Source organism: Hyphomonas chukchiensis, assembly GCF_000682695.1.
GTDB classification, from domain to species: domain Bacteria; phylum Pseudomonadota; class Alphaproteobacteria; order Caulobacterales; family Hyphomonadaceae; genus Hyphomonas; species Hyphomonas chukchiensis.
On sequence record NZ_AWFG01000052.1, the window covers coordinates 1 to 25,309 of the forward strand.

The window sequence follows — 25,309 nt, forward strand, 5'->3', positions numbered from 1 at the left end:
CATGTCCGATTAGAGAAGGCCACATAGATGCGGCAATCATCCCGCTGGGGTGTTTCGCAGCTTCGCCCGGCAGGCGTTTCAAGGGGTGCGGTGTTCGCAGGTGTGGTCATGGCATCAGCCTCCTTCTCCGCCCTGTCACACATTTCCCCGGAAGGCGGGGGTGGGCGGTGAGAGGCCGTCAGGCGCCGGGCATGAGGGCGCGGGCGCAAGGGTTTTGGTAGGAGGAGAAAAGCGACCTAGACGGACTAAAATCCAAGGCCCTTGCGGCCGGGACCGCCCGGCGCCATACGCGCCGACCGCCCACCCCCGTCTTCAGGGGAAACACCAAAAAAGCCGGGGCGCGTTCCGCGACCCGTCCGCTGTTTGAAACGATCAAGATGCGCCAGCGATCAAAGCCCGAAGGGTGGAGACGCCCGCTTGGGCGGCTCCATTCACGCGAGCGCGGTCCGGCGCAGCCGGAGGCGCCCCGATCCGGTCCCAACAAAATCAACCAGGATGGTAATTTCACATGTTCATGTTGATTCTCATTATGGATCCTCATCGTTTCTAGCCGGCTATATCCATGCTGATGGCTATGTCAGCTTCAATCCTCTGTATGAGACTCCGGATATCATGGAGGTTGCCTGTAGGTGCCTATCCGGCGCAAATCTGTTGATCTCGTCAAAGGCTCGGGCTCGGTTATGGCCGAAGAAGCTGTCAGAAAAGATTTCTGAGCTTTTTCGCCATCGAGAAACAGATGGTGTGCCAGGAACAATCAAAACTAACGCTAGACGACTTTGAAGACTGGCTGCGCAACCAAGTTTTGCAGGTCTCTACCAAGCATGCTCTTGGTAAGGCGATCAGCTTTGCACTTATCCTGCTGACCAAGCTGAAGGTCAATTTGGAACACGGCGAACTGGAACTTGATAACAATGACGCCGAACTCAACATGCGTTGTATTCCTGTCGGCCGGAAGAACTATTTGTTCGCCGACTCTGAGCGGGGCGACATCACCGGATGGGTGCGAAGCAAAAGAAACGAATTCAGTTTTCTGGATAAAGAAGTCTACGGAACATGCCGATATGAGACGACGTCATTTCCTTGCGGTCTTTGCCTTCGATTTTTTCCCAGTTCAAAAAGACCCACTCATCCAGGGCCTGGGCAAGACCTAGTGTACAGGTAACAAGCAAATCAATTGGCAGATCTGTGCGCACCTGGCCGAGTGCTTGGCCGTGCTCAAGTAATACTTTTGCCCATTGTCGGGCGATGGAAAACATTTCTTCCGCACTCTCTGCAAGGCTTTGGCTGTTCTGGAACTGGTAAAACATTCGTCCAAGTCGCACGAACCATTCATCCCTTCCGAGCATGTCCACGCACTTGCCATAAAAGCGCTCGCATTCAGGCCAGAAGGAAGATCGGTCTAAGTCCAGTGGGTCGAACGGTCCAATCTCGTCCTGCATTTTTAGAAGGGACTTCTCTAAAAGAGTGCGGAATAGGTCGGCCTTGTCATCAAAGTAGTAATATAGCGAACTCTTGCTGATGCCCGCCACTTCAAGAATGCGGTTCAGTGAAGCGCCTTCAAATCCCCTAGTCCCAAATTCTGCGGCAGCTGCATCCATCAGGAGGCGCTGTTTCGATGGGTCGAGATTTTCGAATCTGGGGCGGCTCATGGCTTGATTGTAACGGACTGGAAGGTTAGAACCAACGGTGCGGACCATGTGGTCCACAAGGAGTATTCTATGAAAATCTGCATTAGCGGCGCTGGAGTTGCTGGCCCCACCCTTGCGTATTGGCTGCTAAAAGATGGGCATGAAGTAACGATTATTGAAGAAGCGCCAAAATTGCGGACAGGCGGGTATGTCATCGATTTTTGGGGCGTGGGCTACGATGTTGCCGAAAAGATGGGCATTCGCGAGACCATTCACGACGTAGGATATGACGTGGAATCCATACGAATGGTGAATGATGGTGGCCGAACCCGCGGCGGGTTCTCCACGGATGTATTTCGCCGAATGACACGCAACAGATATACCAGTCTGGCGCGAGGAGATCTTGCCCGGATTGTGTTTGAAACGGTAGCAGATAGGGTAGATACGCGTTTCGGCCAGACCATCACGGCGATTGAGCAAACAGACGAGGCTGTAAGCGCAGAATTTTCAAACGGCCAGTCTCAAACTTTCGATATGCTAGTCGGTGCCGACGGCTTGCATTCCAATGTCCGGCGACTGGTATGGGGCGCTGGTCCTTATGAGCGCAAACTTGGATATTATGTTGCTGCGTTCGAATGTGATAATTACCCTCATAGAGATGAGAATGTATATCTTAATTATGCCGAGCCAGGGCGAAGTGTTTCGCGATATGCCCTGCGTGGCAACAGAAGCCTGATCTTATTTGTGTTTTCGGCAGACCAATTGCCTGGGGGGAAAGAGCCGGAAAGCAACACATCACGAATATCTGTATTGCACGAGATCTACGCCGAAAGCGAATGGGAAGTCCCGCAAATCTTGAAGCGGCTAGATGCCGCTGGGGACATCTATTTTGATCGGGTCAGTCAGATCGAAGTGCCATCCTGGAGCAAAGGTCGTGTTGCCCTGGTTGGCGATGCGGCTGCGTGCGCTTCATTGCTGGCCGGCGAAGGGACCGGCTTGGCAATGACGGAAAGCTATGTGTTGGCTGGTGAATTGCACAGTAACGGTGGGGATGTGTTGGAGGCTGGAAAAGCTTACGAGGCACGCCTGCGCGAGTTTCTGGAAGAGAAGCAGCAATCGGCGCGAGACTTTGCATCTTCCTTCACGCCTAAAACCGAATTTGGCATCTGGCTGCGAAATCTCGCCACGCACTTCATGATCGTGCCTCCCATTGCAGACCTCCTCATGGGTAATACGGTGAAAGATGATTTTGAGTTGCCAGACTATGGTTTTGAATGAAATTTCTGCGATAAATTGTGAGCCGAGCCTTTCCGCCGCTCATTCTATCTCGGAGTCTTTGGCCTTGGCTTGGGGCTCAGATTAAAACTTCGACGTGGAACTGCTGTAACGTTAGAGGCGTTACCCCAGCCTGAGTGAGCCTTTGAAGGTTAGTGAAACGCTCGGGGCTCTCTTGCTGTAATTCCGTATCGATACAGAAAACATGAAAGCCCGCCTCCAGAAGATGAAGTGAAAGGAGAACGTATCGCGGTTCCAGCATATCACCGATGACCACAGCTTGGTGGACAGACTGCTCCGCTACAAACTGTTTCAGTATGTCTTCTTCCCAAGGAAGCAGTTGGTCATCGGTAAAATCCAAAACTGGAGTTGGGGCAAGTTCATCGAGCGTTGCTGTCGCCTCCTTCAGTTCTACTGATTTGTTGTTTCCACTCAAGAAAATCAGTCCGCAATCAGAAATCCGGACAGACTGTCGAATTGTGGGAGTTACACCTCCCATCTTGTTGTCGTTTAACCCCATTTTTAAAAATATCTCTCTATACGGAAGAATAGTGTGTGGGGACGTTTATCGTATGTGGAACTGCTAGGCGAAACGGCACGACCGCCAAATTCCGTTCGACGATGCCCCAGTGGAAGCTGCGCGCCGGCTATCAAGCTGACATTGTCTGAAAGGTTGTAACTGGCGTCGATGATCGCAAGCGTGCTGGCGTCATTTAAATTGACAATCATCGTCGGAGTGAGAGTGAGAAGAGGTGTCCAGTCGATGCTTGCGCCGACTGCAAGATAGTCCCGTCCTGTATTGAATAGCTGGCCGCGAGCAACACGATTAGTCAGATCTTCCGGCAACTCTGTAGAAGCTCGCCGATCGGCGACGCCAAATCCGTTCCGGTAATACTCGACAAAGCCCGTCACCGGGCGCCCACCCCAATCCCAGCTGTTTTGAAGCGAAGTTACGGCTGAGACAGAAGCGTCGCTTCCATCCTTGAAGGTGGAGACGACGTCGAACTTCCAGACTGCATCGCCTAAGGGGCTCGCACCCCCGATGGCGAGGATGCCGTCGCCATAGTCGCTCGCTGCGACGACTTCCAGCTCCACGCTCCCTGTCATCCAGAAGCCCTTAACAGCGAAGGAACTTTCTTCAGAGGAAAGTCCGCCACCGGAGCGCTTTCGCGGTACAATGATCGCTTGAATGTCCGCACCGGTGTCGAAGAGATATTGTCCGTAGACCATATCGGCACCGGGTTTGTAGCTCGTATCCTGCGCATCGGGCGCGAAGGGATTGAACAGATCGAGCGGCTGAAAGACTTGGCCATGGCCCCAACTTAAGGCTTGGCGTCCAATGCGAACGACCGTCTTCGGGGTCGAATGCGCGATCCAGAAACGATCGAGCCGATGCGCGACCAGTCCGTCAGGGCCTTCGACGAAACTGTCTTCAAGATCGATGGGACTCTCCGCTCGTTGTGGCGGCGTCAATGAGTTAAGCTCTTCAAACCGGCTGCTGTATGCCGCCTCCATGAGGTAGTTGACGTCATAAGACCATGGGCCGGAGACATCTGACGCCTTTAAACGAACGTTGGCACCCGAAATTCCGAGCGTATCGTCGGCGATGTGTTCGAGCTGATCGCCATTGCGAGTAATCAACACTTGTTGTTGAAGCTTGATTTCGGCCCCCAGATCAGGCTCGGCAAAAGCCGGCATGCTGACGGCCGAAAGAAGGCTAAGCGTCAGAATGAATCTGGCCATCAACAAGCCTCACATGCCGGCGAGCGTATTCGAGCGCTTTGGGGTCATGGCTCGCGATCACGATCGTTACCCCTTCCTCTTCATTAAGCTGACGCAAGAGTTGAAGGAGAGCGTCCGAGGCTTTGCTGTCGAGATTTGCAGTTGGCTCATCCGCCAGCACAATTGCGGGGCTTGATGCAATAGCTCGCGCGACGGCTACGCGCTGCTGCTGGCCGCCTGACAGCTCGGCTGGTCGTCTATTCTCCATGCCAGAGAGACCGACAGAGTCCAGAACCTGTTTGGCGCGGCGCCGTCGTTCCCCAGTCGACTTGCCCTGTAATTGCATGATAAATCCAACATTCTCTGCGGCTGAAAGAACTGGTATGAGATTGTAAGCTTGAAAAACAAACCCAATGCGATTCATCCGAAGATCAGCAAGCTGAGAATTTGATAATTCGTTCAGCCATTGGTCCTCAACGCGAACGTCTCCTCCATTAGGTCGATCAAGCCCGCCGATAATGTTTAGAAGAGTAGTTTTTCCGCAACCTGAAGGCCCGGAGAGACTGACGAACTCTCCAGCGCTGACATTGAGACTGACGCCCTGCAGCGCTTGGACCTCGATCTTACCGCTGACATAGGTTCTTTTGACGTCCTTGCATTCGATGACGGCGGTCATGGTCGCTCCTCAGGTTTGCGCACGAGTCAGCACGTCGACTGGCACACGCCGGGACGCCTGCAATGCAGGATAAAGGCTGGCTAAAATGGAAAGCCCGATAACAATGGAGCAGGCAACGGTGATCTCGGCCGCGCTCACTTTCGGATAAAGAACTTGAGAGACACCGAACATTTCCGCCCCGATACCGAGATGTCCGAAATCTAGTCCGCCGGAAAAGGCGTTTACCGTTACGGCACCGGCGATCGCTCCAGCCAAAGCACCGAATACAACAAGGTAAACGGATTCCACGAGTATTTGGACAAGCAGCAGTACGGGCTTCATCCCAAGCGCTTGCAGCAATCCAAACTCTCGCATCCGCTCGTAAACTGCCATCATCAGTGTATTGACGAGACCGAAAGCTACAAGGACGAAGGAGACGAATATCCAGATGAGATTCGCGCCCTCGGCCAGATCGATCATCGCCTTGGCGAACGGTTGAAGCTCGTCCCAGCGGCGGATATCGAGATCAGGTGCAGCCTGTTTCAAATCCTCGATGGCGACATTGATGCCGTCTCTTTGCGGCGCCAGGAAGGCGATTTCGGAAACCTCACCTTCGAGGCCGAGGAGTGCCTGCGCTTCCTTAAGCGAGACAAAGACGGCGTATTTTTGAAGATCCGGCTGGCCCTTGTAAAACCCTGTGACACGGACGCCAATTTCGGCGATGTCGCCATTTTCGTCTTGGGCGGAAATCACGACACGGCGCCCTCGTTCGACCTGTAGCCGATCAGCGAGGGATCTGCCCATGATCAGACCTTTCGACGTGGCGCTGGTAAGAGGCGCACCGTCGATGGCGTTTGGCTTCAAAAATGAAACCGCCGACTCGCGTTTAGGGTCGATGCCGTAAATCATAATCGGCGCACTCTCCCGTTCGGACCGGATCAAGGCAAGCGCGACGATTCTTGGCGTCCAAGCAGCAACGCTTTGTCCTGAGAGCACATCCAGAAGCACTCCCGCCGGCTGCGGCATCGCGTGTTCGACCGTGGGGTCATCTAAAAATCCTTCCGCATGAATCTGTCCGTGAGCGGTCAGCGCTTCGACGGTTCGATCAAAGGCGCTGCCGCCCCAGGCGCGCATGAAGGCGCCAAGTATGATCAGGGATGCCACCGCCATGGCGATTGCTGTGATGGTGAGCAAAGTACGCGATTTGCGGCGCCACAGATTGCGCCAGGCGATCGGCGCCATGATTTTCAATCCGCCCATCACGCCGCCCTCATGGCTTCAATAATCCGCAGGCCCTGGATTCTGAACGCCGGATAGGTTCCCGCGAGCAACAGCGCAAGAACGATAACGGCGGGCCCCGCGAACAGAGTGAGAGACGTCAATTCCGGATACAGCGTACCGGACATGCCATATTGCTCGAAGACGGCTTGCGCGGATTCGAATTCAATTCCCTGCCGCCCTAGCCAGAACGTTAGAATGACGCCGCCAAGCATGCCGGCCAGAACGCCGAGCAAAGACAGAAGACCGATTTCCACCCAAACAATACGCCCAAGCAGACCCGGCTTCACTCCGAGCGCCAACATCATGCCGAACTCCCGCGTGCGCTCCAGCACGGAGATAAGCAGCGTATTCAGCAAGGAGATGACCACTACGACGATCAGAACTGCATAGATCAGGACAGCGCTGGTCGCATCGAGACGGATCGCGGCGTCGAGGCTTGGTTGCAGCTCGGTCCAATCGCGAAGGGCAAGCCCTTCTTCCTCAACCAGGGGACGAAGACCGCGAACCTCATGTCGAAGCGCAGCCATATCGCCCCCGTTCAGCACAATGGAGTGGCGCTCGCCATCCATGGCGAAGGTCGCGTCGAATCGTTTGAGCGGAATCTCAGCAAGCGTTCGGTCGATGTCAGTGATTCCCGTACGGAACACGCCTGCGACTGTAAGCACATCGGCAGCGAGAGAGGCGTCATGACCGACGCCCAAGAGTGTTATACTGTCGCCAATGCCCACCTGAAGATTACGCGCCAACACTTCTCCGAGAACGACCTGATCGTTCTTGGAGAGATAATCGCCCTGCACGATGTTGGAAGGGATTGTCGAAATCGACGGTTCGGCTTCGGGCTCAACGCCGAGGATCTGCGCCCCAATGCTACGGGTATCGGATGAAAGGAGCACATACGCGACGCCGCGTTGCCCGACGCTGACATCCGGCGGCAGGTCCTTGAGCGCGGTGCGGAGGGCCTCGGTGACTTGAAAGGAATCCCGCATCGCCGGCGTTGAAAGATAGTCCTTATGCTGCACCTGCGCGTAGCCATCGGTAAATCCGATATAGGTTCGCACCATGCTGGAATAGCTGCCGGCCTGTAAGGATGGCAAAAAAACGACCACGGCAGCAGTGATTGCTATTGCTACGATACTGAACAGGGTCCGCCGCCGACGTCGCCATAAGTTTCGCCATGCTAAGGTGAGCATCATCGAGGCGACCAGTCTCTCGGATTGCGCAGGTTGGACTGTGTGAAGAGAAAGGACGGCGGCTCGACGTCAAATTTACCGGACTGCGTAACGACAAGCGTCCAGTGATCCTCCTCTTCCACATCCACCATACGCATTTCTTGAGGGTAAGGGCGACCATCCAGCGGGCCAATGCGATCCGCTATCATGCGCTTCACGAGCTGATCTGTTTGGTCGTAGTAGTCCCGCTCAAGAAACACGCTATCATCGCGAATTCGCAACACCTCTCTTCCCCACACCACTGGCGCATCGTCATGAGGCACAGCTTCAATAACGTAGATCTCGTGGCCATCCGCTTCTTCGGTGGTTTGAATAGAAAGTTCGTAGTCAGTTAAAAGCGCGTCGGTTTTCGATAGGTCATCATATGAAAAGTCACTACCCATCCACGATTGGGCCATCATGCTGGCGGGTAGCTTGATCACTCGATTGAGGCGTGGTGTGAATACCCACATATCGCGATCGAGCTTCAGCGTTGCATTGCCTTCATCGCGTGCCGGCGCTGTGAAGCGAACGAGAGCGTCCTTGTTTCCACGCGTGATGCTGACCATGGCTGATGAGCGCTCCCACTCGGGACGATGAACAATCATGGTTTGTTCAATGTAGGAACTCGTCCCCCGCCAATTGTCGATGGCGTCGCGGACGATTTCAGCAGGATCAGGGTCCGCCAAGGCGGGCGACGCCGACAGAGCACCGAATAGAATTAAACAGGCAAGCTTTTTCATGCTCTCCTCCGTTTCGCAGAGGAAACCGATATGATTGATGTGGAACGTTTGTTGAGCCGACTGCTTTCGCGACTCTCAAGCAGGTCACGGAAGAGGCTGATATGCGTCGCGGGCAATGCGTTGCGTTCATCGTCTGACAAATCATCCCAATGGGTGACGACCCACCGGTCTAGAGACTCAAAAAGTCCCATGGTCGAATCTATCAACAAACTGTTGGGAATGTCCTGCCTGATCACGCCAAGCTTTTGTCCCCGCTCGATGATGACGCCAACCCAGTAACGAACAGCCTGAAACAGCCGCCCGGTTGGCGCACCGGTGTTCGGATTAGATCGAAGGCTATAGAAGATGGCCCCGAACTTAATTAGCCATCCATTGCCGTGTGCGAGAGTGACCGCCTTTTCGTAGCGGTCTTCAAAGTCGTCCCAAAATGTCTCCGCCGTGAGAGCCTCGGGATCAAAATCACCAACCCTCCTCATCAGGACAGAAATGGACCGTTCGATCAGTGTAGTGAACAAATCCGCCTTATCGTCAAAATAGTAGTAGAGCGAGCTTTTGCTCATCCCTGTTTTTTCGAGGATGCGATTAAGCGAAGCTCCGTCAAATCCGTTTGCAGCAAATTCTTCTGATGCAACTTCGAACAAAACGCGCTGTCGCTCTGGATCAAGATTCTCAAAACGTGGGCGACTCATTTGCACATCCATCCATTTATTTGTTGCTTGTACCGCAATATGGACCATCAGTCCAGCCCCCGGTACAAAGCAAGTTTAGCCTCTAGAAAATGACAGACAGAGAAACGGCTCCAAAAAGCGAACTGTCCTCTTGCCCATAGAACTCGTTTGTCCGGAAAACATCTGTCAACGTTAAGCTGACGCGCGGCCATACAAACGTAACGCCAAATTGGGCGTCGCTAACAAAGTGTCGCTTTTCGATGGATGGGCCGTCACGGAAACTATTGCCATCGAGGAAAATATTTCGCGCAACCGCTCGCCCTTCTATGCCGGCGAAAGCATAGACGCCAAATTGTGACGCCTTGAAGTACGAGGGGCCTGGCAAGCTCGGTTGAATTCGAGGTGCGCCAAAGCTTTCGGGTATCCTCAAGCCAAATCGTACAGCGCCGCCAACCGCGCCATAGGTGAAGACATTGCCTAGGTTAACGCCTGCTCTGGAAATAACTTCAAGTTCAAATGGGCCGACCGGTTTTTGGACAATCCGCCAACTCCGCCGATACGCGATCATCAGCGCCGGTTCGTTGCGCAATTGGTTTTCCCAGCCTAACGGTTTCTGCGCTCCTATCAATTTGTGTACAAACTTTTGCGTCGGAGCTGCGAGTGAAGCTGGACCGACTACCCCAAGGCTGACCGATAATGAATCCTGCCGATCTTCAGTTTCACCGATCAGCGATACCTCTCCATAAAGCCAGCCTGCATAGGGACGCTGATCCGAGGGGGCGGGATATATGTCGATATCCCGCGGGGTATACATGTTTTGCCCCAGCGAAAAAGTTTCGCGAAATTCTGCCTCATCAGAAAACAATACATAGAGTTTAGAGGCGGGAGGCATCCAGGCCGGCGCCTTGTCTGGCGGTCTAGCGTACTCAAGGCGAATGCCGTTCGTATAGTTTCTGTCTTGAGCGTAAAAAAGGTCGTTCTCTAAAATGAACGTCCAAACACCGCGATCCAGTTGCCCACGATTCTGTGCGTGGGCCGCAGTTGATGGAGTGATCAAAGCGGCAGCGAGCAGTGCGCCTAGCGCAATTCGATTTGTTAATTCCATACACCGTATACAGGAGCCGAGTTCAGTTCAGCTCGACTATCAAAAGCCCCCAATTCGTAAGCACTCTCTCGTGAACCGATATGTGAACCAGTAGTCCACAATCCGAAGAAGTCAAGGGGGCGTCCGAGCGGGTCAGCGCAGACGGCAGAGCCGATCATGGGGCATAGCGCAGGCGGAAAACTAAAAAGGCAGAGGATGGGACGGCAGAGACATGCTTTGAGCGAGGTTTACTGAATTGATGCGCCCAACTGCTCCCACCCCTTCAACGCTACGCATGCGGATGTATTGTTGAATGATGATGCGCGGCAATAGGAAGGCATTGCGGCGCGCGATATCGATGAATGGTGGAAGAGGTTGCGTGAGCGTTGCCTCTTGGGCAATCAATGAGGGCGAAATGTTGCAAATAGTGTCTTGAGTTGCCGTGCTAAAATGACAACGCGTAGCCATATGGAATATGGTCAGCGGACCAGTTCGACTTCACCGAGCGCGCAAAAACTCGATCAATTTATCCGACATGGGATGTGCAATTTTACGAATTTGATCCCTACGATACGCCATAGAGCCGCCGTCGCCATAGGCTGGGCGTGAATTGCGGTGGCCCATAATCATGCAGCGGAAACCGTAGTCGAGTTCCGCTTCCTGCATGCGTTTTTCAAACGAATGCCGGAACGAATAGACCTTATGATCGGGGGTCGGAAACAGGTTCCGCGACTTCATCGCTGTCATGAGATTTGCAGACAGCAAATCAGGTTTGTCTCGGTAGTGCGGGAAGCCGTTCGGAGCCCGCCGCATGGCTTCAAGTGACACGCCAACGAGCGGAATTTCCCGGATGGACGACGCTGTTTTAATCTCCCGGTCCTTCTTAGGGCGGATGGATATGTATGGCGCATCGCCATCGAGATTGATGTCTTCGGCGAAGAGGTTGGCGATTTCACCAGGCCGGCATCCGGTTTCGATCAGCGCATAAAGGATCAAATCAGCATCACCCCGAAGACCCTTGAAGATGCCGGGAACAAGGATTTTTTCGCGAACCCACTTGTCTTCAAAGGGCGGTACGTCGGCGGATTTTTTGTCCTTGAATGAGAGATTTCTGAATGGATTGGGGCGGTCTTCTTCCCCGACATATTTGAAATGTTCGCCGTAGAGTTTGCGCATATTGCCAAGATCGCGATTGGCGGTTTTGGTGCTGAGCGCCTTTTTTCCCGGCTTCGGGACGACGCGATCCTTCCACCAATTGTAGTATTGCTGCGCATCCTGCCGCGTGATTTCCCGCATGGATTTGTCACCGACCACGTCGATGAAATACTGGACGCCACGGTTCTTGGTCTTCTTCCACGCCGCCTTCTGAGCCTCGGACTTTCCAATCAATTCGTCAGCGGCGATCTCTTCGCAATAGAGTTCAAACGCGGAGCTGACCGTTACAGGCGGCGATGAAACTGTGCCCAGAAGCGCCTCAGCTTCCACCTCTTCAGACTGGCTTGGCGCACCCTTATCGGCGCTTTTGATGACTTTAATTCTGTCGAGAATATCACCGAGATCAGGCGTCTCGGCGAGCTGATCGATGGGTGTATAGACGAAGCCGCGCGCCAGCGCCCGGACGGTTGCGGCCTTGTAGCGTCTCTCGGCGACTTGCCGCTTTCTGGCCTGCGCTTCGCCTGTTTCCGTCTCGCCATCCATCCCGACGAGAGACGCCCAGAACAGGTTGTCGGACTCTTCCATCGCGTCGCGCCGCAACCGTGCGATCTCGATCGATTTCGTGCGAAGCGAACACTCCACGACGCCACGATCATCGATGCTCTCATAGCGCTTCGGCACGCGGCGCTGATAGTGCCAGTACGCCCGCTTGCGCTTGAGATGACGGTTATCCTGATCCACAACCCAATCGCTTTGTAGGAACAATAGTAGGGAAATTTGTAGGGAAAGATTGAGCAAACGTCAAGCGATGGGCTTGCGCTCATGCCTTACTGCGCTGATTTAATTGATATTTTTGAGAGAATGTTTGGAGCGGGCGAAGAGATTCGAACTCTCGACCCCAACCTTGGCAAGGTTGTGCTCTACCACTGAGCTACGCCCGCGTCCTGAATTGGTACTCGGCAGGAACCCCCGCCGAGAGGCGTGATAAAGCGCATCATGCGGGCCTTTGCAAGCGGTTAGTTGGGCCAGCGCTGCACAATTTGTGGACTTCTCCCGCCTTGGCCTGAAACAGACGATACGCCTCGGGCAAGGCACGCCCAGATCGACGAGATTCAGCCCCTGATCACGGTCCGAATCTGGTCAGGACGGACTTCCCTGCCATCCGCATCAACAAAAGCGGCCCGGATAGCCACCTTGGTGCCCGCCTTGGTGAAGCTTATCGGAGGTGATTCCCCCGCGCCCAGCCACGCATCGCCCCATTGAGTCAGACCGATCAGGATGGGCCGCAGAGATAATCCCATGGCCGAAAGCGTGTATTCCGGCCGGGCGCGCTTGCCCGGGGCCTTGTAGGGCCGTTTCACCAGCAGGCCGGCATCAACCAACCCTTTCAAACGGCCGGACAGGACTGTCCGGGGGCATTTGAGTTCTGCCTGAAAGTCATCGAACCGGCGCACACCATACAGCGCAGCGCGAAGAATCAATAACGTCCAGCGGTCGCCCACTACCTCAATGGCACTGGCGAGATTACAGCTTTCCGGTGGAATCGGTGAGCGGCGGGCGAGAGGAATCTGCGTCATTGAGACTCTCTTGTATGGGTTCGCTTTCTAAATCCAGACCTCACGTGGCCGTCACGCAAATTTCGCGATTTGCGCCTTGTATTTGCCGCCTTCGGATGGGAGAGGCAGCATCAGGATCACCTTTTTGCCAATGGCTTTTCAGATGAACAAATCGTGCCTCATCACGCTCCTGCTCTTTTCGATAGGCGCCTGCGCCGCGCCCGAAATAGCAGAACCGGCCGCGACGAAGCCTTCGCCTGCGACAGCCCTGTGGAGCTTCGAGGCAGCCTCCCGAACCCTGCACGCAGAGTCCTGTCCGGCGGGCACAGCGTACGTAGCGCCTCTTTCGCTCGACATTACCGCGACACCCGTTTCGCTGAACGATGAAGGCGCAAATCCGCCACTGCCGGACTCGGCGACTTTTGCTGGCGGATGGAGCCTGACTTCTGACAATGCCAATTTTGGTGGCCTCTCGGGCCTCGAGACCCTGACAGACGGCAATCTTCTCTCGATCTCGGATGTCGGCGCTTTTGTATGGCTAGGCATGGCTGAAGGCCAGCCGGACGGTAAGGGCAAACTCGCCTATATGCTGGGGCAGGATGGCGGCCAATTGTCAGGCAAGGCAGAAGGCGATTCCGAAGGCCTCGCCTTTCGCGATGGTCTCGCCATAGTCAGTTTCGAGCGCAATCACCGCCTTGAGGCTTTTGATCTGGAAAACTGCGGCGCAGCCGCGCGAGCAGCGCTTGTCGCCAAACTTCCGGCCGAAGCTGGCGGCAAACCGATTGACGAGAATCAGGGCGCCGAGGCGCTCTCGATCTCTCCTGACGGCATGCTGACCTTCGGTCTGGAAAGCCTGTTTGGCGGGCCATCTCCCATGGGCGAGGTGTTCGGGAATGGCACTAGCAAACTGACTGGCCAGGATGCCGACAATCCACGCGGATATTCCTTTGTGGGCCGTGATGAAGTGCCGTCTTCATCCCAATCGCCCATCATCATCACACTCTTTCGCAGTTATGACCCCATTCGGGGCAACAGAAACATCATCACATGGTCGAATTCAAACGACAGGATTGAGCTGAAACGCCCCATGCTGGTTGATAATTTCGAAGGCGTTGCCGGCGAAATTCGCGCAGATGGCACGCTTCGCATCTGGATGATTTCCGACAATAATTTCTCCGGCAAGCAGCAAACGCTGCTTTACGCCTTCGATGTCGACATATCCGCCGAATAAACGCTCTTACATTCGACGCAGTTGAGGCCTACATCTGTCGCTGCACAAGGGCTGCGGCGCCCGCAATGGGACTGATCTCCGGCGACCTTACTCATCGTCAGGGAGCTGGCATTCTGGTTCGGACCCTGGTCCGGGCTCACCCGGCGCCCACCTAGTCTCTAGGTTGACGGGAGTGAATATGCCCAGCGACGACTGCGGTTCTTGTGCGCTATTATTGCTGGGTGACGTGAGCAGATACCCGCGTTAAGGCTCTGATCATGTCCCAGGCTCCCGACAAGACACAACTCCGTCACCGCATGCGCACCTTGCGCGCGGAAGCCGCTGCGCGTGATCCCGACGCCGCCGAAAAGCTCTCTGACCTGTTTCCCATGAAATTGCTGGAACGCTATGGGCCTGTCGTGGCTGGCTATATCGCCATCAATGAAGAGATTGACCCGGCGCCCCTGATGCAACGTCTCAGCCGCGCAGGCGCCGAGCTCTGCCTGCCCCGTATCGAAGATGATGGTCGCATGACATGGCGTCTCTGGTCCATTGGTGAGCCGCTGGAACGCCGCCCCTTCGGCCTGTCAGAACCAGGGGTGGATGCGCCGGAGGTGAGCCCGACACTGATCCTCACCCCCCTCTTGGCCTTCGATGCCATGGGCAACCGCCTCGGCTATGGCAAAGGCCATTATGACCGGGCAATCAGCTCCCTGCGCTCTGCCGGCCGCGCATTCGCCTGCGCGCTCGCCTACCCTGCTCAACAGATCGACTCAGTCCCTTCCGAACCCCACGATCAGCCTCTTGATTGGGCCCTGACGCCGATCGGCTCGGTGCCCCTGTTCATGATGCGCAACATGAAAGCGTTGAATTCCAACGGCGCAGGCCCCGGCGCGGCCTGAACCTCAGCTCCAGGGGTTGTTAATCATACGACTTGGCGCAATTCTTGCTATTTTAGGGAATGATTAACCTGAATAGCGCAGCGATAAGTTGAATAATTCCGAACAAAATCAAACAGGTGCAAGCAACTCCTCGCAAATGGACATTTTCATCGTGTCCATGCTCGTTGCAGTGTGCAGTTTTGGCATTTTAACCCTGAATGCCGTCACGCCGCGCGCGGTCATGGAATCACCTGTGGCCCAGATCGATGCCGTCGGACCGCAAGCGCCGGCTCCGGCACCGCTCGACCAGGCAGAGACGAAAGAGACTTCACCTGCTCCCACACCGGAGACACCTGTCGCTCCACCAACGCGCCCTGCCCCGGTTCCGGCCAAGCGTGCCGCGCTCATACCGTCATCGCCGGGTTTCATCTCCCTGCTGGGAGATGCGCAAAATGATGCCTTCTTCTATCGCTCGGACTTTGCAAACCCGGATGGCCACTATGGTGGGGACTGGTCGCCAAAGAACATCAAGCAGACCGCTGAAGGCGCGGACCTGGAAGTCCGTCATGAACAATCCCGCTCCGGTCCCTTCACGGGCGCCGAGATGAAGACGGTCAACACCTATGGATATGGCCGCTATGAAGTTGTCATGCGTCCGTCGAAGGGCTCTGGCCTTGTCTCTTCATTCTTCACCTATACGGGGTCTTATGAAGGTACGGCTCATGATGAAATCGATATCGAATTTCTCGGTCTCGACACGTCGCGTATCCATTTCAATTACTTCCGGAAAGGCAAGACAGGCGCTTCAGCAACCTTCGACCTGCCCTTCGACGCCTCGGAAGCCGACCACCTCTATGCCTTTGAATGGAGCCCGGAAGGGATCACGTGGTACGTTGACGGCAAGCCTTACTACAAGACGGTCGAAGGCGACGTGTTCGTGCCCAAAACACCCGGCAGCATCATTTTCAACAATTGGGCTGGCAAGCCCTTCATCACGGGCTGGACTGGCAAGCCTACCTTTAAGTCAGGCGCGGCGGCCCATTATTCCTGCGTATCCTTTGCCCCACTGGGCGATGACACGCGCGCCTGCAGCGACCTTTTCCTGCCGCATCGCCCAAAGCATGCCGGTCTCGTGACGGCCCAACTGACGCGCTAGTCTGAGCTTTCGGCTATTCAGCCGACGCCAGAACGGGCTATTTTCGGGGCATGCGGGAAAGACTGCTCACAATCATCTTGGTTACGCTGGCCTGCGCCTTGCCAGCTGCCGCTGATGCAACGATCAAGGTCATCAATTTCACCGCAAACTGGTGTCCAGTCTGTCGAATGCTCGACCCACGTCTGCACGACGCGGTGGAACGCTTCGAGGATCGCGGCGCGATTCTGGTCAATCTGGATCAAACACGCCTTAGCCGCCGCAATGAAACAGCCAATGATGCCCTCATGGAGCGCCTCCATCAGCTTACGGCATCACATAACGTGGCCTATCTCTGGGATTGGTATGGCGGACATGCTGGTATCGCGGTCATCGTCGCGGCGGACAATGGCGAACCCCTGACCTGTATCACTTCAGCCCTGAGCACGAATCAGATTGCCGATTTACTGCAGGAAAGCGTCGTCCTAGCCACCCGCGTACGTGCGGGGGCCAGAAGACCGAAAGGAACGAATTGCCCCCCGCCCAGAAAGGCAGGGACAATGGACGCCCTTATCCCTTGACGTCTTTCATCACCTGCTCACGGGCAACAGGCATCAGCTGCGCCATCTGCTCACGAATGCGGGCGTCGGTACGATCGATACCGGCCGTATCAAAATCGCCGCGCACCTTGCGGAACACGTCCTCTTCGCCGGCTTCTTCCAGATCGGACAGGACAACGGTCTTGGCATAAGCTTCGGCATCATCGCCCATAAGCCCCATCAGGTCTGCCGCCCAAAGGCCCAGCAGCTTGTTGCGGCGGGCGAGGACTTTGAAATGCGTTTCCTGGTCGAGAGCGTATTTCGCCTCTTCTGCGCGTTCGCGATCGTCAAATGAGCTCATGGAAGGGGCCTTTCAGCGAGAATTTCCGGATTTGGGCCCATATAGGGTGCCACAAGAGGTGTGCGCAATAATTGTTTATCGGTGCGACTTGGCGTAACAGTCGCGGGCTAGAGGGTATGATGGCGATTCCAAGCCGCTGGGGGCCCTTGATCACCCATGGAAGGGCTCTGTCGAATGTCGAAAAAGCGCGTCGTTTATGAGGGTAAGGCCAAGATCCTGTACGAAGGACCTGAGCCGGGCACCCTGATCCAGTATTTCAAGGACGACGCCACCGCCTTCAACGCTCAGAAGAAGGCCGTCCTTGATGGCAAAGGCGTCCTGAACAATCGCATCAGCGAGTTCATGATGACCCGTCTTGGCGCCGTTGGCATTCCGACCCACTTCATCCGCCGCCTCAACATGCGCGAGCAATTGATCAAGAAAGTCGAGATCATTCCGCTCGAGGTTGTGGTGCGCAACATCGCCGCCGGCACCCTGTCCAAGCGCCTCGGGATCGAGGAAGGCCAGGTCCTCCCCCGCCCGATGGTTGAGTTTTACTTCAAGGACGACGCCCTCGGTGACCCGCTGGTGACCGAAGAGCACATCGCGGCCTTCGGCTGGGCCGGGCCACAGGAATATGATGACCTCATCTCCCTCGCCCTGCGCGTGAACGATTTCATGTCCGGACTATTTGCTGCCGTCGGCATCCGCCTCGTGGACTTCAAACTCGAGTTCGGCCGCTATTTCGAAGGCGACAGCGAGATGCCCCGCATCCTGCTTGCTGACGAGATCAGCCCTGACAGCTGCCGACTCTGGGATTTCGACACCGGCGAAAAGCTCGATAAGGATCGGTTCCGCCGCGACCTCGGCGGTGTAACCGAAGCCTATGCTGAAGTCGCGCGCCGCCTCGGAATCATCAAGGAATCCGGTGAAACGGACAATGTGGTAAGCTTCACCGGCGGTAAGTAGGCAGCCGGATATCTCTTGGGAGGGAGATACGATGGCACTGAAGGTGATTGGCGCAGGGTTTGGCCGTACAGGCACCCTGTCCATGAAGGCGGCTCTTGAGCGTCTTGGTTATACCAAGTGCCATCATATGGTCGAAGTCCTCGGCAATGGCGCTCAGATCAACCACTGGGACAGGATCGCCGAGGGCACAACGCCAGACTGGGACGCTGTCTTCCAGGGCTTCGAGGCCAGCGTCGACTTTCCATCCTCGGCCTACTGGCGCGAACTCGCCGCGCACTATCCCGACGCCAAGGTGATCCTTACAACACGCAGTTTCGATAGCTGGTATAAAAGCGCTTCAGAAACGATCTACGCTGTGTCGATAGCCATGCCGGCCTGGATAAAACTTGTGCCACGCGGGAAGAAAATCGACGGGATCGTTGGCCGCAATGTCTGGCAGCGCGTGTTTCACGGCAAATTCGAAGATAAGGAATACACAAGGCAAATTTTCGATCAGCATGAGGCTGATGTGAAAGCCGCCTTTCCGCCCGAACGCTTGCTGGTCTTTGAGCCCAAGCAGGGCTGGGGGCCGCTGTGCGCCTTCCTCGGCAAAGATGTCCCCGAAGAAGCCTTTCCGCACGTAAATGATACGGCAGAGTTCCACAAGAACATTGCCATGTTGAAGCGGATGCAAACTGTTCCTTATTTTGCTGGCACCTTCGTAATTCTTGCTGCTGCTTTGGCCTTCTACGCGTTCCATTAAGCAGCAGAGTGCGCTACACGATGCGCGACTCACCCTTACGGAGCCCTGCCTGATGAAAGCCATTGTCCACGTCGCCCTGAAATCTGGCGTTCTTGACCCTCAAGGCAAGGCCGTGGCCGACACGCTCACCCGTATGGGATACAAGGAAGTCGAAGCCGCACGCATTGGCCGCGTCATCGAGCTTGATATCGATGACACGCTTGATTCCGACGCGGCCGAGAAGCGCGTGAAGGAAATGTGCGAAAAGCTGCTCGCCAACACCGTTATTGAAAGCTACCGGGTCGAATTCGCCTCGTAGTAAGGCGCGATTCCTCTTCAAAAGCCTGTAGCAGCTGGGCTTTACCACGCGCAGTACACGCCACAGCCGTCTAGTGAGCGATTATTCACTTGCGCGCATTTTCGCAACCTGCTATATTTCAGGCAATGATGAGGACCGACTAGATGCCGCGTTCACCCGCACCTGCCCGCGAGGCTGCCAAGAAACCCCGTGCCCGCAATGCACGGCCCAAGATCGAACGCGCCGCGCTCAAACTCTTCATCCATGAAGGCGTCGACGCCGCCACGACCCGCGAAATCGCCGAACAGGCCGGCGTCTCTGAGGGCGCGCTTTATCGGCATTACAAAGGCAAGGACGAGCTCGCACTGGCCCTGTTTATGGAGACCCATAACCGTCTCGGCAAGATGATGATGGAGGCGCTGGCAGCAGAAGGCAGCCTCGATGAGAAAGTCGGCGCAGCCGTCTCAGCCTATTGCCAGCTTGCCGACGAAGACTTCCTGCTCTTCTCCTTCCACCTCGTCTCCCTCAACCGCTACCTGCCTTATGACAAACGCCGCGAAGACGACCCCGTCTCGATCACTGAACGCGTCATTGCGGGCCTGATGCAGGACGGAACCCTCCCCAAGGGCGACCCCGCCGTGAAAGCCGCCATGGCGCTCGGCGTAATCATGCAGGCTGGTCAGAACAAGATCTACAACCGCCTGCCCGGCCCTCTCTCGCAGCACAAGGACGCCTTCACGAAGGGCATCCTCGCCGTGCTCTATTCCGGCTAGGCGAAAACGACACCGCCCCTTCAAGAAGGCTCAGGCTCATGCGCGGCTTCCTGTTTACGGTCACCTACTACCTGCTCTCGGTCCTCTACGTCCTGGTGTCCTTGCCCTTCCTCGCCCTGCCAGGCCGCAGCCCAGTCAGGATCATCATCCGCAGCTATACGCGCGCGATGAACTGGAACCTGCGCATTTTCGGCGGCATCCGAAAGCAAGTGCGCGGGCGGGATCGACTCCCCGAGGGCGCCTTTGTGATCGCCGCAAAGCACCAGAGCTGGGGCGACGGCTACTTGATCTATCCGGAAGTGAATAATCTCGCCTTCGTCACCGGCGATCATCTCGAGAAATTCCCGCTCGTCGGCGGCATCCTGCGTAAGCTGGGCGCCATTGTTATCGACACCTGCGGAGGCGGTGAGCGTAAGGCAGAGTCATTGCGTGAAGGCATGGAGACAGCCCGCAACGAAGGCCGCCGGGTCCTGATTTATCCTGAAGGCCACCTTGCCCCCGTCGACTATCATTTCCGTTACAAGCCCGGTGTCTGGCACATGGCGGAGGCAATGGGGGTGCCGGTTGTGCCCGTTGCGACCAATATTGGTCTGTTCTGGCGACAGCAGGAAACGCAGAAAACGCCGGGGACGGCAACAATCGAGTTTCTGGAGCCGATCCCGCCCGGCCTGACCAAGGACGAATTCATGGCCCGCCTTACCGATGCTGTGGAAACGCGTACAGCCGAGCTCGTGGCAGAAGTGCGGGGCGGCCCCGTCCTCCGCGCCACCCTGATCCCCGATCCACCCAAGGGAATGGAAGCCAAGCCGACACCGGATAATCCGGCCGCCTTCCAGAAGCCCTGAGGCATACTCGATCAGCCTATTAAGGCCGCCTTCCACTCCGCACATTTCTGCTCGAAAGTCTTGGCAGCATGCGCCGGGCTTGTGGATGGTAGGGTCAGAGCCACCGCCGACGGCGGCAAATGAGGCCGCGCATACGTCTCGAAACTCTTTGTCGCCTTGCCGCCATTGAGTCCCACCCGCCGGATGTGCGGATGTGCTGCGAAGAAGGTTGCAAAGTCATTCGGCACCTCGTCCTTGATGTTCGAGTCGAGGCTGCCCTCCCGCTTGCAGAATTGGAGCACGTCCCACACAGCAATGCGCCGGGATTTCAGGATGCGCTGGCGTTCGGCATAGGGCAATTCAATACCGGCCCCAAACAGCTCGCCCATGATGCGCCAAAAGGCATTTCGAGGGTGCGCGTAATACTGGTTTGCCTCCAGCGAGGCGATACCCGGCATACTCCCTAGAATAAGGATTTCCGCATCAGCGGCCACTATGGGATCAAAGCTCTGGATGATCATCTCAGCGCCCCACAAGGCGGGATCAGGAATCTAGGCGTCTACCGCCGGCACGATCGTCACACTTTCGCCGCAGCCGCAGGCATCCGTCTGGTTCGGATTCCTGAACACGAATTTCTCGTGGAGAAGCGTGGTTTCGTAGTCGATCTGACTTCCCAGCAGGAACAGGACGGCCTTGCCGTCAATCAGGATCGTCACGCCATTTTCCTCGACCACTTCGTCGAGCGGTTCCGGTGCCATGGCATAGTCCATGACATATTCCATGCCAGCACAGCCACCATTCTTCACGCCAACACGCAGGAATCCTGCGCCGCGTTCATTCATGATTTCCTTGACGCGCACCGCAGCGGCGTCAGTCAGGGTCACGGGTTTGGGGCGTGGTCTTCTGGCCATAGGCTACAGATAGGGTCCGTTAGGTTGTGATTCAATCAAAGCATGTTCAGGGCGAGGCGCGCTTCGTCCGACATCCGCGAGGGATCCCATGGAGGATCGAACGTGAGGCGCACCTCAACATCCGTCACGCCTTCAACGGTTCTGGCGGCCGTTTCGACCCAGCCCGGCATGTCGCCCGCCACGGGGCAACCTGGCGCCGTCAGCGTCATGTCCACGTCCACTTTGCGGTCGTCATCGATGTCGACTTTATAAATCAGGCCCAGTTCGTAGATATCCACCGGGATTTCCGGGTCGAACACGGTCTTGAACGACGCAATCAGCGCGTCCGTGATGCGGTTGAGTTCATCCTGCGGAATCGCCGAAGGGGCCGCATCCGCGCCTTCGGATACGTCAACCATGTCGCGAGAGGTCATGTCGTCTGCCATATCTGACCTTCTATACCAGCATTCCGCGCGCTTTTTCCAGCGCCTCTATGAACACGTCCACTTCGGCCTCCGTGTTGTAGATGCCAAAGCTCGCACGTGCCGTAGCACTAACACCTAGATGGGTCATTAACGGCTGGGCGCAATGGTGGCCTGCACGTATCGCCACACCGTAGCGGTCGAGGATCTGCGCCAGATCATGCGGATGCGCGCCCTCCAGACTGAAGGCCAGCACAGCCCCCTTGCCCGGCGCCTCACCATGGATTCGCAATCCATTGATGCCCCGAAGGCCCTCAAGCGCACGGTTATACAATGCATGCTCATGCGCCTCGATCTCGGCCTGATCAAACTGCCGATACCAGCCAATAGCGGCGCCAAGCCCGATCGCCTCGAGAATCGGCGGCGTGCCGGCTTCAAACTTGTGCGGCGCCTCATTGTAGGTGATCCGGTCCATGCTGACCGTCTCGATCATCTCGCCGCCGCCCTGATAGGGCCGCGCCTCGGCCAGCGCATCGGCCTTGCCGTAGAGAATGCCGATCCCGGTCGGACCGTACAGCTTGTGTCCCGAAAAGACGAACCAGTCGCAATCCAGCACCTGCACATCAACGCTCATGTGCACGGCAGACTGGCAGCCATCGACCAGAACGCGCGCCCCGGCCGCATGCGCGATACGGCCGACTTCCGCGACATCGTTCACAGTGCCCAGCACATTGCTCATATGGCTGATCGCCACCATGCGCGTCCTCGGGCCTACGGCTTCTCGAAGACCATCCATGTCCAGCGAGCCATCCTCATGAAGGCCCACCCAGCGCAGAACAGCGCCGTGCCGCTCTCGCAGGAAGTGCCACGGCACGATATTCGAATGGTGCTCCATCACCGACAGAACGATCTCGTCGCCCGGCTGGATCGTACCCGCCAGCGATGAGGCCACGAGGTTGATCCCCTCGGTCGCGCCTTTCGTGAAGATAACACCATGCGTGTCGGGTGCGTTCAGGAAACCGCGCGCGGCCTCGCGCCCCGCCTCATAGGCTTCAGTCGTCTCGTTCGAGAGCGTGTGGATGCCGCGGTGCACATTCGCATAAGCCGTGCGGCTCTGGTTCGCGATCGCGTCGATCACAGCGTTCGGCTTCTGCGCGCTCGCAGCATTGTCCAGATAGACCAGCGGCTTGCCGTTCACCTGCCGCGCAAGGATCGGAAATTCCTTCCTGATCTCTGAAACATCAAACGCCCGCGTCATGACGACAGCCAGGTCTGCGCCTCAGCCAGCAAGACATCGCGCACGGCTTCGTCAGCCATGCCCAGCGCCTCGGCGATGAACGCTTCCGTTAGCATGGCACGCGCTTGCGTCTCAGGAATGCCGCGCTGGCGCAGGTAGAACATCTGCGCATCATCCAGCGCGCCGCACGTATTCCCATGCGCGCATTCGACATCATCGGCATAGATTTCAAGTTCCGGCTTCGCGAACACTTGTGCGCCGTCTTCCAGCAAGAGCGCCTGGTGCTGCATGTCGGCGTCCGTGTGCTGGCCCGTCTTGCGGGGCACGAAGAACTTGCCCTGAAACACACCCGTGCCGCCATCAAGCACAGCGCCCTTGGTCAGTTGTCGCGTCACGCACGATGGCGCACCGTGGCGCACATTGGTCGTGATATCAGCATGGAATCCCATGCCGGAAAGATAGGCCGCATTGAGATTGAGTTTCGAGCCGGATGCCTGATGGACAACGCGCGTTTCCATGCGCGCCACTTTCGCGCCAAATGCCAACGTCGTCTGCGTCATCTCAGCTTCTGCGCCAAGGTGCGCGATGGCCGTCACCGCCAGCGCTTCGTCCGATGCACCTCGCTGGAAGATGGTGCGATTGAGCTTGGCGTCCTTCTCCATGTCGAATTCCAGCACAGCCGAAGTCAGCCCCGACCCACCAAGATAGCTCTCTGTCAAAGTCAGGGATGCGCCCGACCTGACGAGGAAGATAATCCGTGCAAAGCTGGCTTCGCCCGCGCCCTCAAACACAAAGTGCAAACGCGGCGCATCGCCTGACGTAATTTCAAAGGTCAATGTTGCTGGGCGCTTGCCGCTCCCCGCCAGCGCTGCCGCCAACGCGCCCATCGGCACATCTTCCGCTCCGGGAAAAGCCTGAACGCTCGGCTGCGCCACCATGCGTATGCCGTCCGGCAGTTTGGCAGGCGCCTCAAAACCCTTGGGCGTAAAACGAAACACGAGCGCTCCGTCATGCGGCAAGGGGTCCTTCGCGGAAACCGCAGCAGGCGTCTCAAGCACTTTCAGCGCCGCCTTGAAGTCGGTCCACTTCCAGGCCTCCATCCGCCGGTGCGGCAGGCCCGTTTCGGCAAACGCCAGGAAAGCCCGCTCCCGCCGCGCGTCTTCCGGCTGCATGCCATAGCGCGCAACCAGTTCCAGCTCGGCCGCCGTCGGGTTCTTGATGAAGTCGCGAAGGGCGGTGCTCACGCCGCCTCTCCCAGAACTCCGTCATAGCCTTCTTTTTCAAGGCGCAGCGCAAGGTCGGCTTCGCCCGTCTTGATGATGCGCCCCTTGGCCAGCACGTGCACCTTGTCCGGCTTGATATAGTCGAGCAGGCGCTGGTAGTGCGTGATCACCAGCATGCCACGCGACGGGTCGCGCATCGCGTTCACCCCATCGGCCACCGTCTTCAGCGCATCGATGTCGAGGCCGCTGTCCGTCTCGTCGAGGATCAGGAATTTCGGTTCCAGCATCATCATCTGGTAAATCTCGAGCCGTTTCTTCTCGCCGCCCGAGAAGCCGACATTCACCGGCCGCTTAAGCATCTCGGCATCAAGGTTCAGCATGCCCGCCACTTCGCGGGACTTCTTGATGAAGTCGGGCGCGGATATCTCGGCCTCCCCGCGCGCCTTGCGCTGGGCATTCATGGCGGTGCGCACGAAGGTCATCACCGGCACGCCGGGAATCTCCACCGGATACTGGAATGACAGGAACATGCCCTTGGCTGCCCGATCCTCCGGGTCCATGCCCAGAATGTCCTCGCCATTGAGCGTGGCGCCGCCACCGGTCACTTCATAGCCGCTCCGGCCAGTCAGCACGTAAGACAAGGTCGACTTGCCCGCCCCGTTCGGCCCCATGATCGCGTGAACCTCGCCCGCAGGCACGTCCAGCGACAGGCCATTGAGGATGGTCTTGGCTTCGGAATCTTCGCCTACCGTGGCGCTCAGGTCTGTAATCTTCAACATAGGGCGCATGTAAGCTGCCCGGCCCCCAAGGGAAAGCCCCCGCGACAGAGAAACCCGCAGCCGAAATTCCCGCAAAGTCGGGGATTCCAGCTGGAA

28 protein-coding genes, 1 tRNA gene and 1 pseudogene are annotated in these 25,309 nt (G+C 56.8%); 11 read left to right on the plus strand and 19 right to left on the minus strand.

Going from position 1 to position 25,309, the window contains the following annotated elements; genetic code table 11:
• Positions 1–736: 736 nt before the first annotated feature.
• Positions 737–973 (plus strand): annotated as a pseudogene (locus HY30_RS20690) (IS66 family transposase); the annotation flags it as partial.
• A 49-nt stretch (positions 974–1,022) separates the two neighbouring features.
• On the opposite strand, the gene HY30_RS14125 reads toward HY30_RS20690, so the two are convergent.
• A complete protein-coding gene (locus HY30_RS14125; protein WP_034741997.1) occupies positions 1,023–1,697 on the minus strand; it encodes a TetR/AcrR family transcriptional regulator in 675 nt (224 codons plus the stop codon).
• Between the two features lie 21 nt (positions 1,698–1,718).
• Here HY30_RS14125 and HY30_RS14130 point away from each other — a divergent pair, with 21 nt between their 5' ends.
• Complete coding sequence (locus HY30_RS14130; protein WP_034742000.1) at positions 1,719–2,906, plus strand: FAD-binding domain; 1,188 nt, start codon at positions 1,719–1,721, stop codon at positions 2,904–2,906.
• A gap of 76 nt (positions 2,907–2,982) precedes the next feature.
• Here HY30_RS14130 and HY30_RS14135 read toward each other — a convergent pair whose 3' ends face one another.
• The 11 genes from HY30_RS14135 to HY30_RS14185 all read right to left on the minus strand — a co-directional run bounded on the left by HY30_RS14135 (position 2,983) and on the right by HY30_RS14185 (position 12,996).
• Positions 2,983–3,423: a hypothetical protein gene (locus HY30_RS14135; RefSeq protein ID WP_034742003.1), complete on the minus strand. Its 441-nt coding sequence runs from the start codon at positions 3,421–3,423 to the stop codon at positions 2,983–2,985.
• A 2-nt stretch (positions 3,424–3,425) separates the two neighbouring features.
• Positions 3,426–4,646 (minus strand): hypothetical protein, encoded by a 1,221-nt coding sequence (locus HY30_RS14140; RefSeq protein WP_034742006.1) that lies wholly within the window; start codon positions 4,644–4,646, stop codon positions 3,426–3,428.
• The gene (locus HY30_RS14145; protein ID WP_034742009.1) at positions 4,621–5,301 is read right to left on the minus strand and encodes an ABC transporter ATP-binding protein; all 681 of its coding nucleotides are present in this window, start codon (positions 5,299–5,301) and stop codon (positions 4,621–4,623) included. Before HY30_RS14145 ends, HY30_RS14140 begins: the two co-directional genes overlap by 26 nt.
• A 9-nt stretch (positions 5,302–5,310) precedes the next feature.
• Positions 5,311–6,540, minus strand: coding sequence for an ABC transporter permease (locus HY30_RS14150; RefSeq protein WP_034742012.1), 1,230 nt, complete (start codon positions 6,538–6,540; stop codon positions 5,311–5,313).
• Complete coding sequence (locus HY30_RS14155; RefSeq protein ID WP_034742014.1) at positions 6,540–7,754, minus strand: ABC transporter permease; 1,215 nt, start codon at positions 7,752–7,754, stop codon at positions 6,540–6,542. The genes HY30_RS14150 and HY30_RS14155 overlap by 1 nt, the downstream gene beginning before the upstream one ends.
• A complete protein-coding gene (locus HY30_RS14160) occupies positions 7,751–8,512 on the minus strand; it encodes an outer membrane lipoprotein-sorting protein (protein ID WP_034742017.1) in 762 nt (253 codons plus the stop codon). Before HY30_RS14160 ends, HY30_RS14155 begins: the two co-directional genes overlap by 4 nt.
• On the minus strand, positions 8,509–9,249 hold the full coding sequence (locus HY30_RS14165) for a TetR/AcrR family transcriptional regulator (protein ID WP_081812256.1): 741 nt from the start codon (positions 9,247–9,249) through the stop codon (positions 8,509–8,511). Before HY30_RS14165 ends, HY30_RS14160 begins: the two co-directional genes overlap by 4 nt.
• Before the next feature lie 34 nt (positions 9,250–9,283).
• Positions 9,284–10,285, minus strand: a complete 1,002-nt coding sequence (locus tag HY30_RS14170; protein ID WP_034742022.1) for a lipid A deacylase LpxR family protein — start codon at positions 10,283–10,285, stop codon at positions 9,284–9,286.
• 477 nt (positions 10,286–10,762) lie between these two features.
• Entirely contained in the window at positions 10,763–12,160 is a 1,398-nt protein-coding gene (locus tag HY30_RS14175) for an integrase (protein WP_034742024.1), read from the minus strand.
• A 125-nt stretch (positions 12,161–12,285) separates the two neighbouring features.
• Positions 12,286–12,360, minus strand: a tRNA-Gly gene (locus HY30_RS14180).
• A 171-nt stretch (positions 12,361–12,531) separates the two neighbouring features.
• Complete coding sequence (locus HY30_RS14185; RefSeq protein WP_051615512.1) at positions 12,532–12,996, minus strand: winged helix-turn-helix transcriptional regulator; 465 nt, start codon at positions 12,994–12,996, stop codon at positions 12,532–12,534.
• 142 nt (positions 12,997–13,138) lie between these two features.
• Between HY30_RS14185 and HY30_RS14190 the strand changes: the two genes are divergently transcribed.
• From HY30_RS14190 to HY30_RS14205, 4 genes are all read left to right on the plus strand, one after another.
• Positions 13,139–14,206 (plus strand): esterase-like activity of phytase family protein, encoded by a 1,068-nt coding sequence (locus tag HY30_RS14190; protein ID WP_162176955.1) that lies wholly within the window; start codon positions 13,139–13,141, stop codon positions 14,204–14,206.
• 257 nt (positions 14,207–14,463) lie between these two features.
• Positions 14,464–15,087 carry a 5-formyltetrahydrofolate cyclo-ligase gene (locus HY30_RS14195; protein ID WP_034742031.1) on the plus strand — a complete coding sequence of 208 codons (624 nt, stop codon included), beginning with the start codon at positions 14,464–14,466 and terminating at the stop codon, positions 15,085–15,087.
• Between the two features lie 136 nt (positions 15,088–15,223).
• A complete protein-coding gene (locus HY30_RS14200) occupies positions 15,224–16,222 on the plus strand; it encodes a family 16 glycosylhydrolase (protein WP_051615513.1) in 999 nt (332 codons plus the stop codon).
• A 50-nt stretch (positions 16,223–16,272) separates the two neighbouring features.
• A complete protein-coding gene (locus HY30_RS14205) occupies positions 16,273–16,779 on the plus strand; it encodes a thioredoxin domain-containing protein (RefSeq protein ID WP_034742035.1) in 507 nt (168 codons plus the stop codon).
• Here HY30_RS14205 and HY30_RS14210 read toward each other — a convergent pair.
• Positions 16,769–17,098 carry a DUF1476 domain-containing protein gene (locus tag HY30_RS14210; RefSeq protein ID WP_034742038.1) on the minus strand — a complete coding sequence of 110 codons (330 nt, stop codon included), beginning with the start codon at positions 17,096–17,098 and terminating at the stop codon, positions 16,769–16,771. The genes HY30_RS14205 and HY30_RS14210 overlap by 11 nt on opposite strands.
• Positions 17,099–17,272: 174 nt before the next feature.
• Between HY30_RS14210 and purC the strand changes: the two genes are divergently transcribed.
• From purC to HY30_RS14235, 5 genes are all read left to right on the plus strand, one after another.
• Entirely contained in the window at positions 17,273–18,046 is a 774-nt protein-coding gene (gene purC, locus HY30_RS14215; RefSeq protein ID WP_034742042.1) for a phosphoribosylaminoimidazolesuccinocarboxamide synthase, read from the plus strand.
• Positions 18,047–18,077: 31 nt separating this feature from the next.
• A complete protein-coding gene (locus HY30_RS14220) occupies positions 18,078–18,788 on the plus strand; it encodes a sulfotransferase family protein (protein WP_034742045.1) in 711 nt (236 codons plus the stop codon).
• Between the two features lie 52 nt (positions 18,789–18,840).
• Positions 18,841–19,086, plus strand: coding sequence for a phosphoribosylformylglycinamidine synthase subunit PurS (gene purS, locus HY30_RS14225; RefSeq protein WP_034742049.1), 246 nt, complete (start codon positions 18,841–18,843; stop codon positions 19,084–19,086).
• A gap of 143 nt (positions 19,087–19,229) precedes the next feature.
• Entirely contained in the window at positions 19,230–19,838 is a 609-nt protein-coding gene (locus HY30_RS14230; protein WP_051615514.1) for a TetR/AcrR family transcriptional regulator, read from the plus strand.
• Positions 19,839–19,876: 38 nt separating this feature from the next.
• Positions 19,877–20,683, plus strand: a complete 807-nt coding sequence (locus HY30_RS14235) for a lysophospholipid acyltransferase family protein (RefSeq protein ID WP_034742052.1) — start codon at positions 19,877–19,879, stop codon at positions 20,681–20,683.
• An 11-nt stretch (positions 20,684–20,694) separates the two neighbouring features.
• On the opposite strand, the gene HY30_RS14240 is transcribed toward HY30_RS14235, so the two are convergent.
• The 6 genes from HY30_RS14240 to sufC are packed head-to-tail and all read right to left on the minus strand — an operon-like array spanning position 20,695 to position 25,213.
• A complete protein-coding gene (locus tag HY30_RS14240; RefSeq protein ID WP_034742056.1) occupies positions 20,695–21,183 on the minus strand; it encodes a DNA-deoxyinosine glycosylase in 489 nt (162 codons plus the stop codon).
• A gap of 30 nt (positions 21,184–21,213) precedes the next feature.
• Positions 21,214–21,573 carry a HesB/IscA family protein gene (locus tag HY30_RS14245; RefSeq protein WP_034742059.1) on the minus strand — a complete coding sequence of 120 codons (360 nt, stop codon included), beginning with the start codon at positions 21,571–21,573 and terminating at the stop codon, positions 21,214–21,216.
• Positions 21,574–21,608: 35 nt separating this feature from the next.
• A complete protein-coding gene (locus tag HY30_RS14250) occupies positions 21,609–21,998 on the minus strand; it encodes an SUF system Fe-S cluster assembly protein (protein ID WP_034742062.1) in 390 nt (129 codons plus the stop codon).
• A gap of 10 nt (positions 21,999–22,008) precedes the next feature.
• Positions 22,009–23,232, minus strand: a complete 1,224-nt coding sequence (locus HY30_RS14255; RefSeq protein ID WP_034742065.1) for an aminotransferase class V-fold PLP-dependent enzyme — start codon at positions 23,230–23,232, stop codon at positions 22,009–22,011.
• Complete coding sequence (locus HY30_RS14260; protein WP_034742067.1) at positions 23,229–24,455, minus strand: SufB/SufD family protein; 1,227 nt, start codon at positions 24,453–24,455, stop codon at positions 23,229–23,231. The genes HY30_RS14255 and HY30_RS14260 overlap by 4 nt, the downstream gene beginning before the upstream one ends.
• Positions 24,452–25,213, minus strand: coding sequence for a Fe-S cluster assembly ATPase SufC (gene sufC / locus HY30_RS14265; protein ID WP_034742071.1), 762 nt, complete (start codon positions 25,211–25,213; stop codon positions 24,452–24,454). The genes HY30_RS14260 and sufC overlap by 4 nt, the downstream gene beginning before the upstream one ends.
• Positions 25,214–25,309 lie beyond the last annotated feature (96 nt).

What these genes read in the sequence shown, in the direction of transcription:
- HY30_RS14145 (WP_034742009.1), bottom strand. Translation starts at nt 5,301, where the DNA reads ATGACCGCCGTCATCGAATGCAAGGACGTCAAAAGAACCTATGTCAGC.
- sufC (WP_034742071.1), bottom strand. Translation starts at nt 25,213, where the DNA reads ATGTTGAAGATTACAGACCTGAGCGCCACGGTAGGCGAAGATTCCGAA.
- HY30_RS14190 (WP_162176955.1), top strand. Translation starts at nt 13,139, where the DNA reads ATGAACAAATCGTGCCTCATCACGCTCCTGCTCTTTTCGATAGGCGCC.
- HY30_RS14150 (WP_034742012.1), bottom strand. Translation starts at nt 6,540, where the DNA reads ATGGGCGGATTGAAAATCATGGCGCCGATCGCCTGGCGCAATCTGTGG.
- HY30_RS14170 (WP_034742022.1), bottom strand. Translation starts at nt 10,285, where the DNA reads ATGGAATTAACAAATCGAATTGCGCTAGGCGCACTGCTCGCTGCCGCT.
- HY30_RS14135 (WP_034742003.1), bottom strand. Translation starts at nt 3,423, where the DNA reads ATGGGGTTAAACGACAACAAGATGGGAGGTGTAACTCCCACAATTCGA.
- HY30_RS14255 (WP_034742065.1), bottom strand. Translation starts at nt 23,232, where the DNA reads ATGACGCGGGCGTTTGATGTTTCAGAGATCAGGAAGGAATTTCCGATC.
- HY30_RS14130 (WP_034742000.1), top strand. Translation starts at nt 1,719, where the DNA reads ATGAAAATCTGCATTAGCGGCGCTGGAGTTGCTGGCCCCACCCTTGCG.
- HY30_RS14205 (WP_034742035.1), top strand. Translation starts at nt 16,273, where the DNA reads ATGCGGGAAAGACTGCTCACAATCATCTTGGTTACGCTGGCCTGCGCC.
- HY30_RS14230 (WP_051615514.1), top strand. Translation starts at nt 19,230, where the DNA reads ATGCCGCGTTCACCCGCACCTGCCCGCGAGGCTGCCAAGAAACCCCGT.
- purC (WP_034742042.1), top strand. Translation starts at nt 17,273, where the DNA reads ATGTCGAAAAAGCGCGTCGTTTATGAGGGTAAGGCCAAGATCCTGTAC.
- purS (WP_034742049.1), top strand. Translation starts at nt 18,841, where the DNA reads ATGAAAGCCATTGTCCACGTCGCCCTGAAATCTGGCGTTCTTGACCCT.
- HY30_RS14210 (WP_034742038.1), bottom strand. Translation starts at nt 17,098, where the DNA reads ATGAGCTCATTTGACGATCGCGAACGCGCAGAAGAGGCGAAATACGCT.
- HY30_RS14185 (WP_051615512.1), bottom strand. Translation starts at nt 12,996, where the DNA reads ATGACGCAGATTCCTCTCGCCCGCCGCTCACCGATTCCACCGGAAAGC.
- HY30_RS14200 (WP_051615513.1), top strand. Translation starts at nt 15,224, where the DNA reads ATGGACATTTTCATCGTGTCCATGCTCGTTGCAGTGTGCAGTTTTGGC.
- HY30_RS14240 (WP_034742056.1), bottom strand. Translation starts at nt 21,183, where the DNA reads ATGATCATCCAGAGCTTTGATCCCATAGTGGCCGCTGATGCGGAAATC.
- HY30_RS14235 (WP_034742052.1), top strand. Translation starts at nt 19,877, where the DNA reads ATGCGCGGCTTCCTGTTTACGGTCACCTACTACCTGCTCTCGGTCCTC.
- HY30_RS14220 (WP_034742045.1), top strand. Translation starts at nt 18,078, where the DNA reads ATGGCACTGAAGGTGATTGGCGCAGGGTTTGGCCGTACAGGCACCCTG.
- HY30_RS14140 (WP_034742006.1), bottom strand. Translation starts at nt 4,646, where the DNA reads ATGGCCAGATTCATTCTGACGCTTAGCCTTCTTTCGGCCGTCAGCATG.
- HY30_RS14160 (WP_034742017.1), bottom strand. Translation starts at nt 8,512, where the DNA reads ATGAAAAAGCTTGCCTGTTTAATTCTATTCGGTGCTCTGTCGGCGTCG.
- HY30_RS14250 (WP_034742062.1), bottom strand. Translation starts at nt 21,998, where the DNA reads ATGGCAGACGACATGACCTCTCGCGACATGGTTGACGTATCCGAAGGC.
- HY30_RS14195 (WP_034742031.1), top strand. Translation starts at nt 14,464, where the DNA reads ATGTCCCAGGCTCCCGACAAGACACAACTCCGTCACCGCATGCGCACC.
- HY30_RS14125 (WP_034741997.1), bottom strand. Translation starts at nt 1,697, where the DNA reads ATGGTCCGCACCGTTGGTTCTAACCTTCCAGTCCGTTACAATCAAGCC.
- HY30_RS14165 (WP_081812256.1), bottom strand. Translation starts at nt 9,249, where the DNA reads ATGGTCCATATTGCGGTACAAGCAACAAATAAATGGATGGATGTGCAA.
- HY30_RS14245 (WP_034742059.1), bottom strand. Translation starts at nt 21,573, where the DNA reads ATGGCCAGAAGACCACGCCCCAAACCCGTGACCCTGACTGACGCCGCT.
- HY30_RS14155 (WP_034742014.1), bottom strand. Translation starts at nt 7,754, where the DNA reads ATGATGCTCACCTTAGCATGGCGAAACTTATGGCGACGTCGGCGGCGG.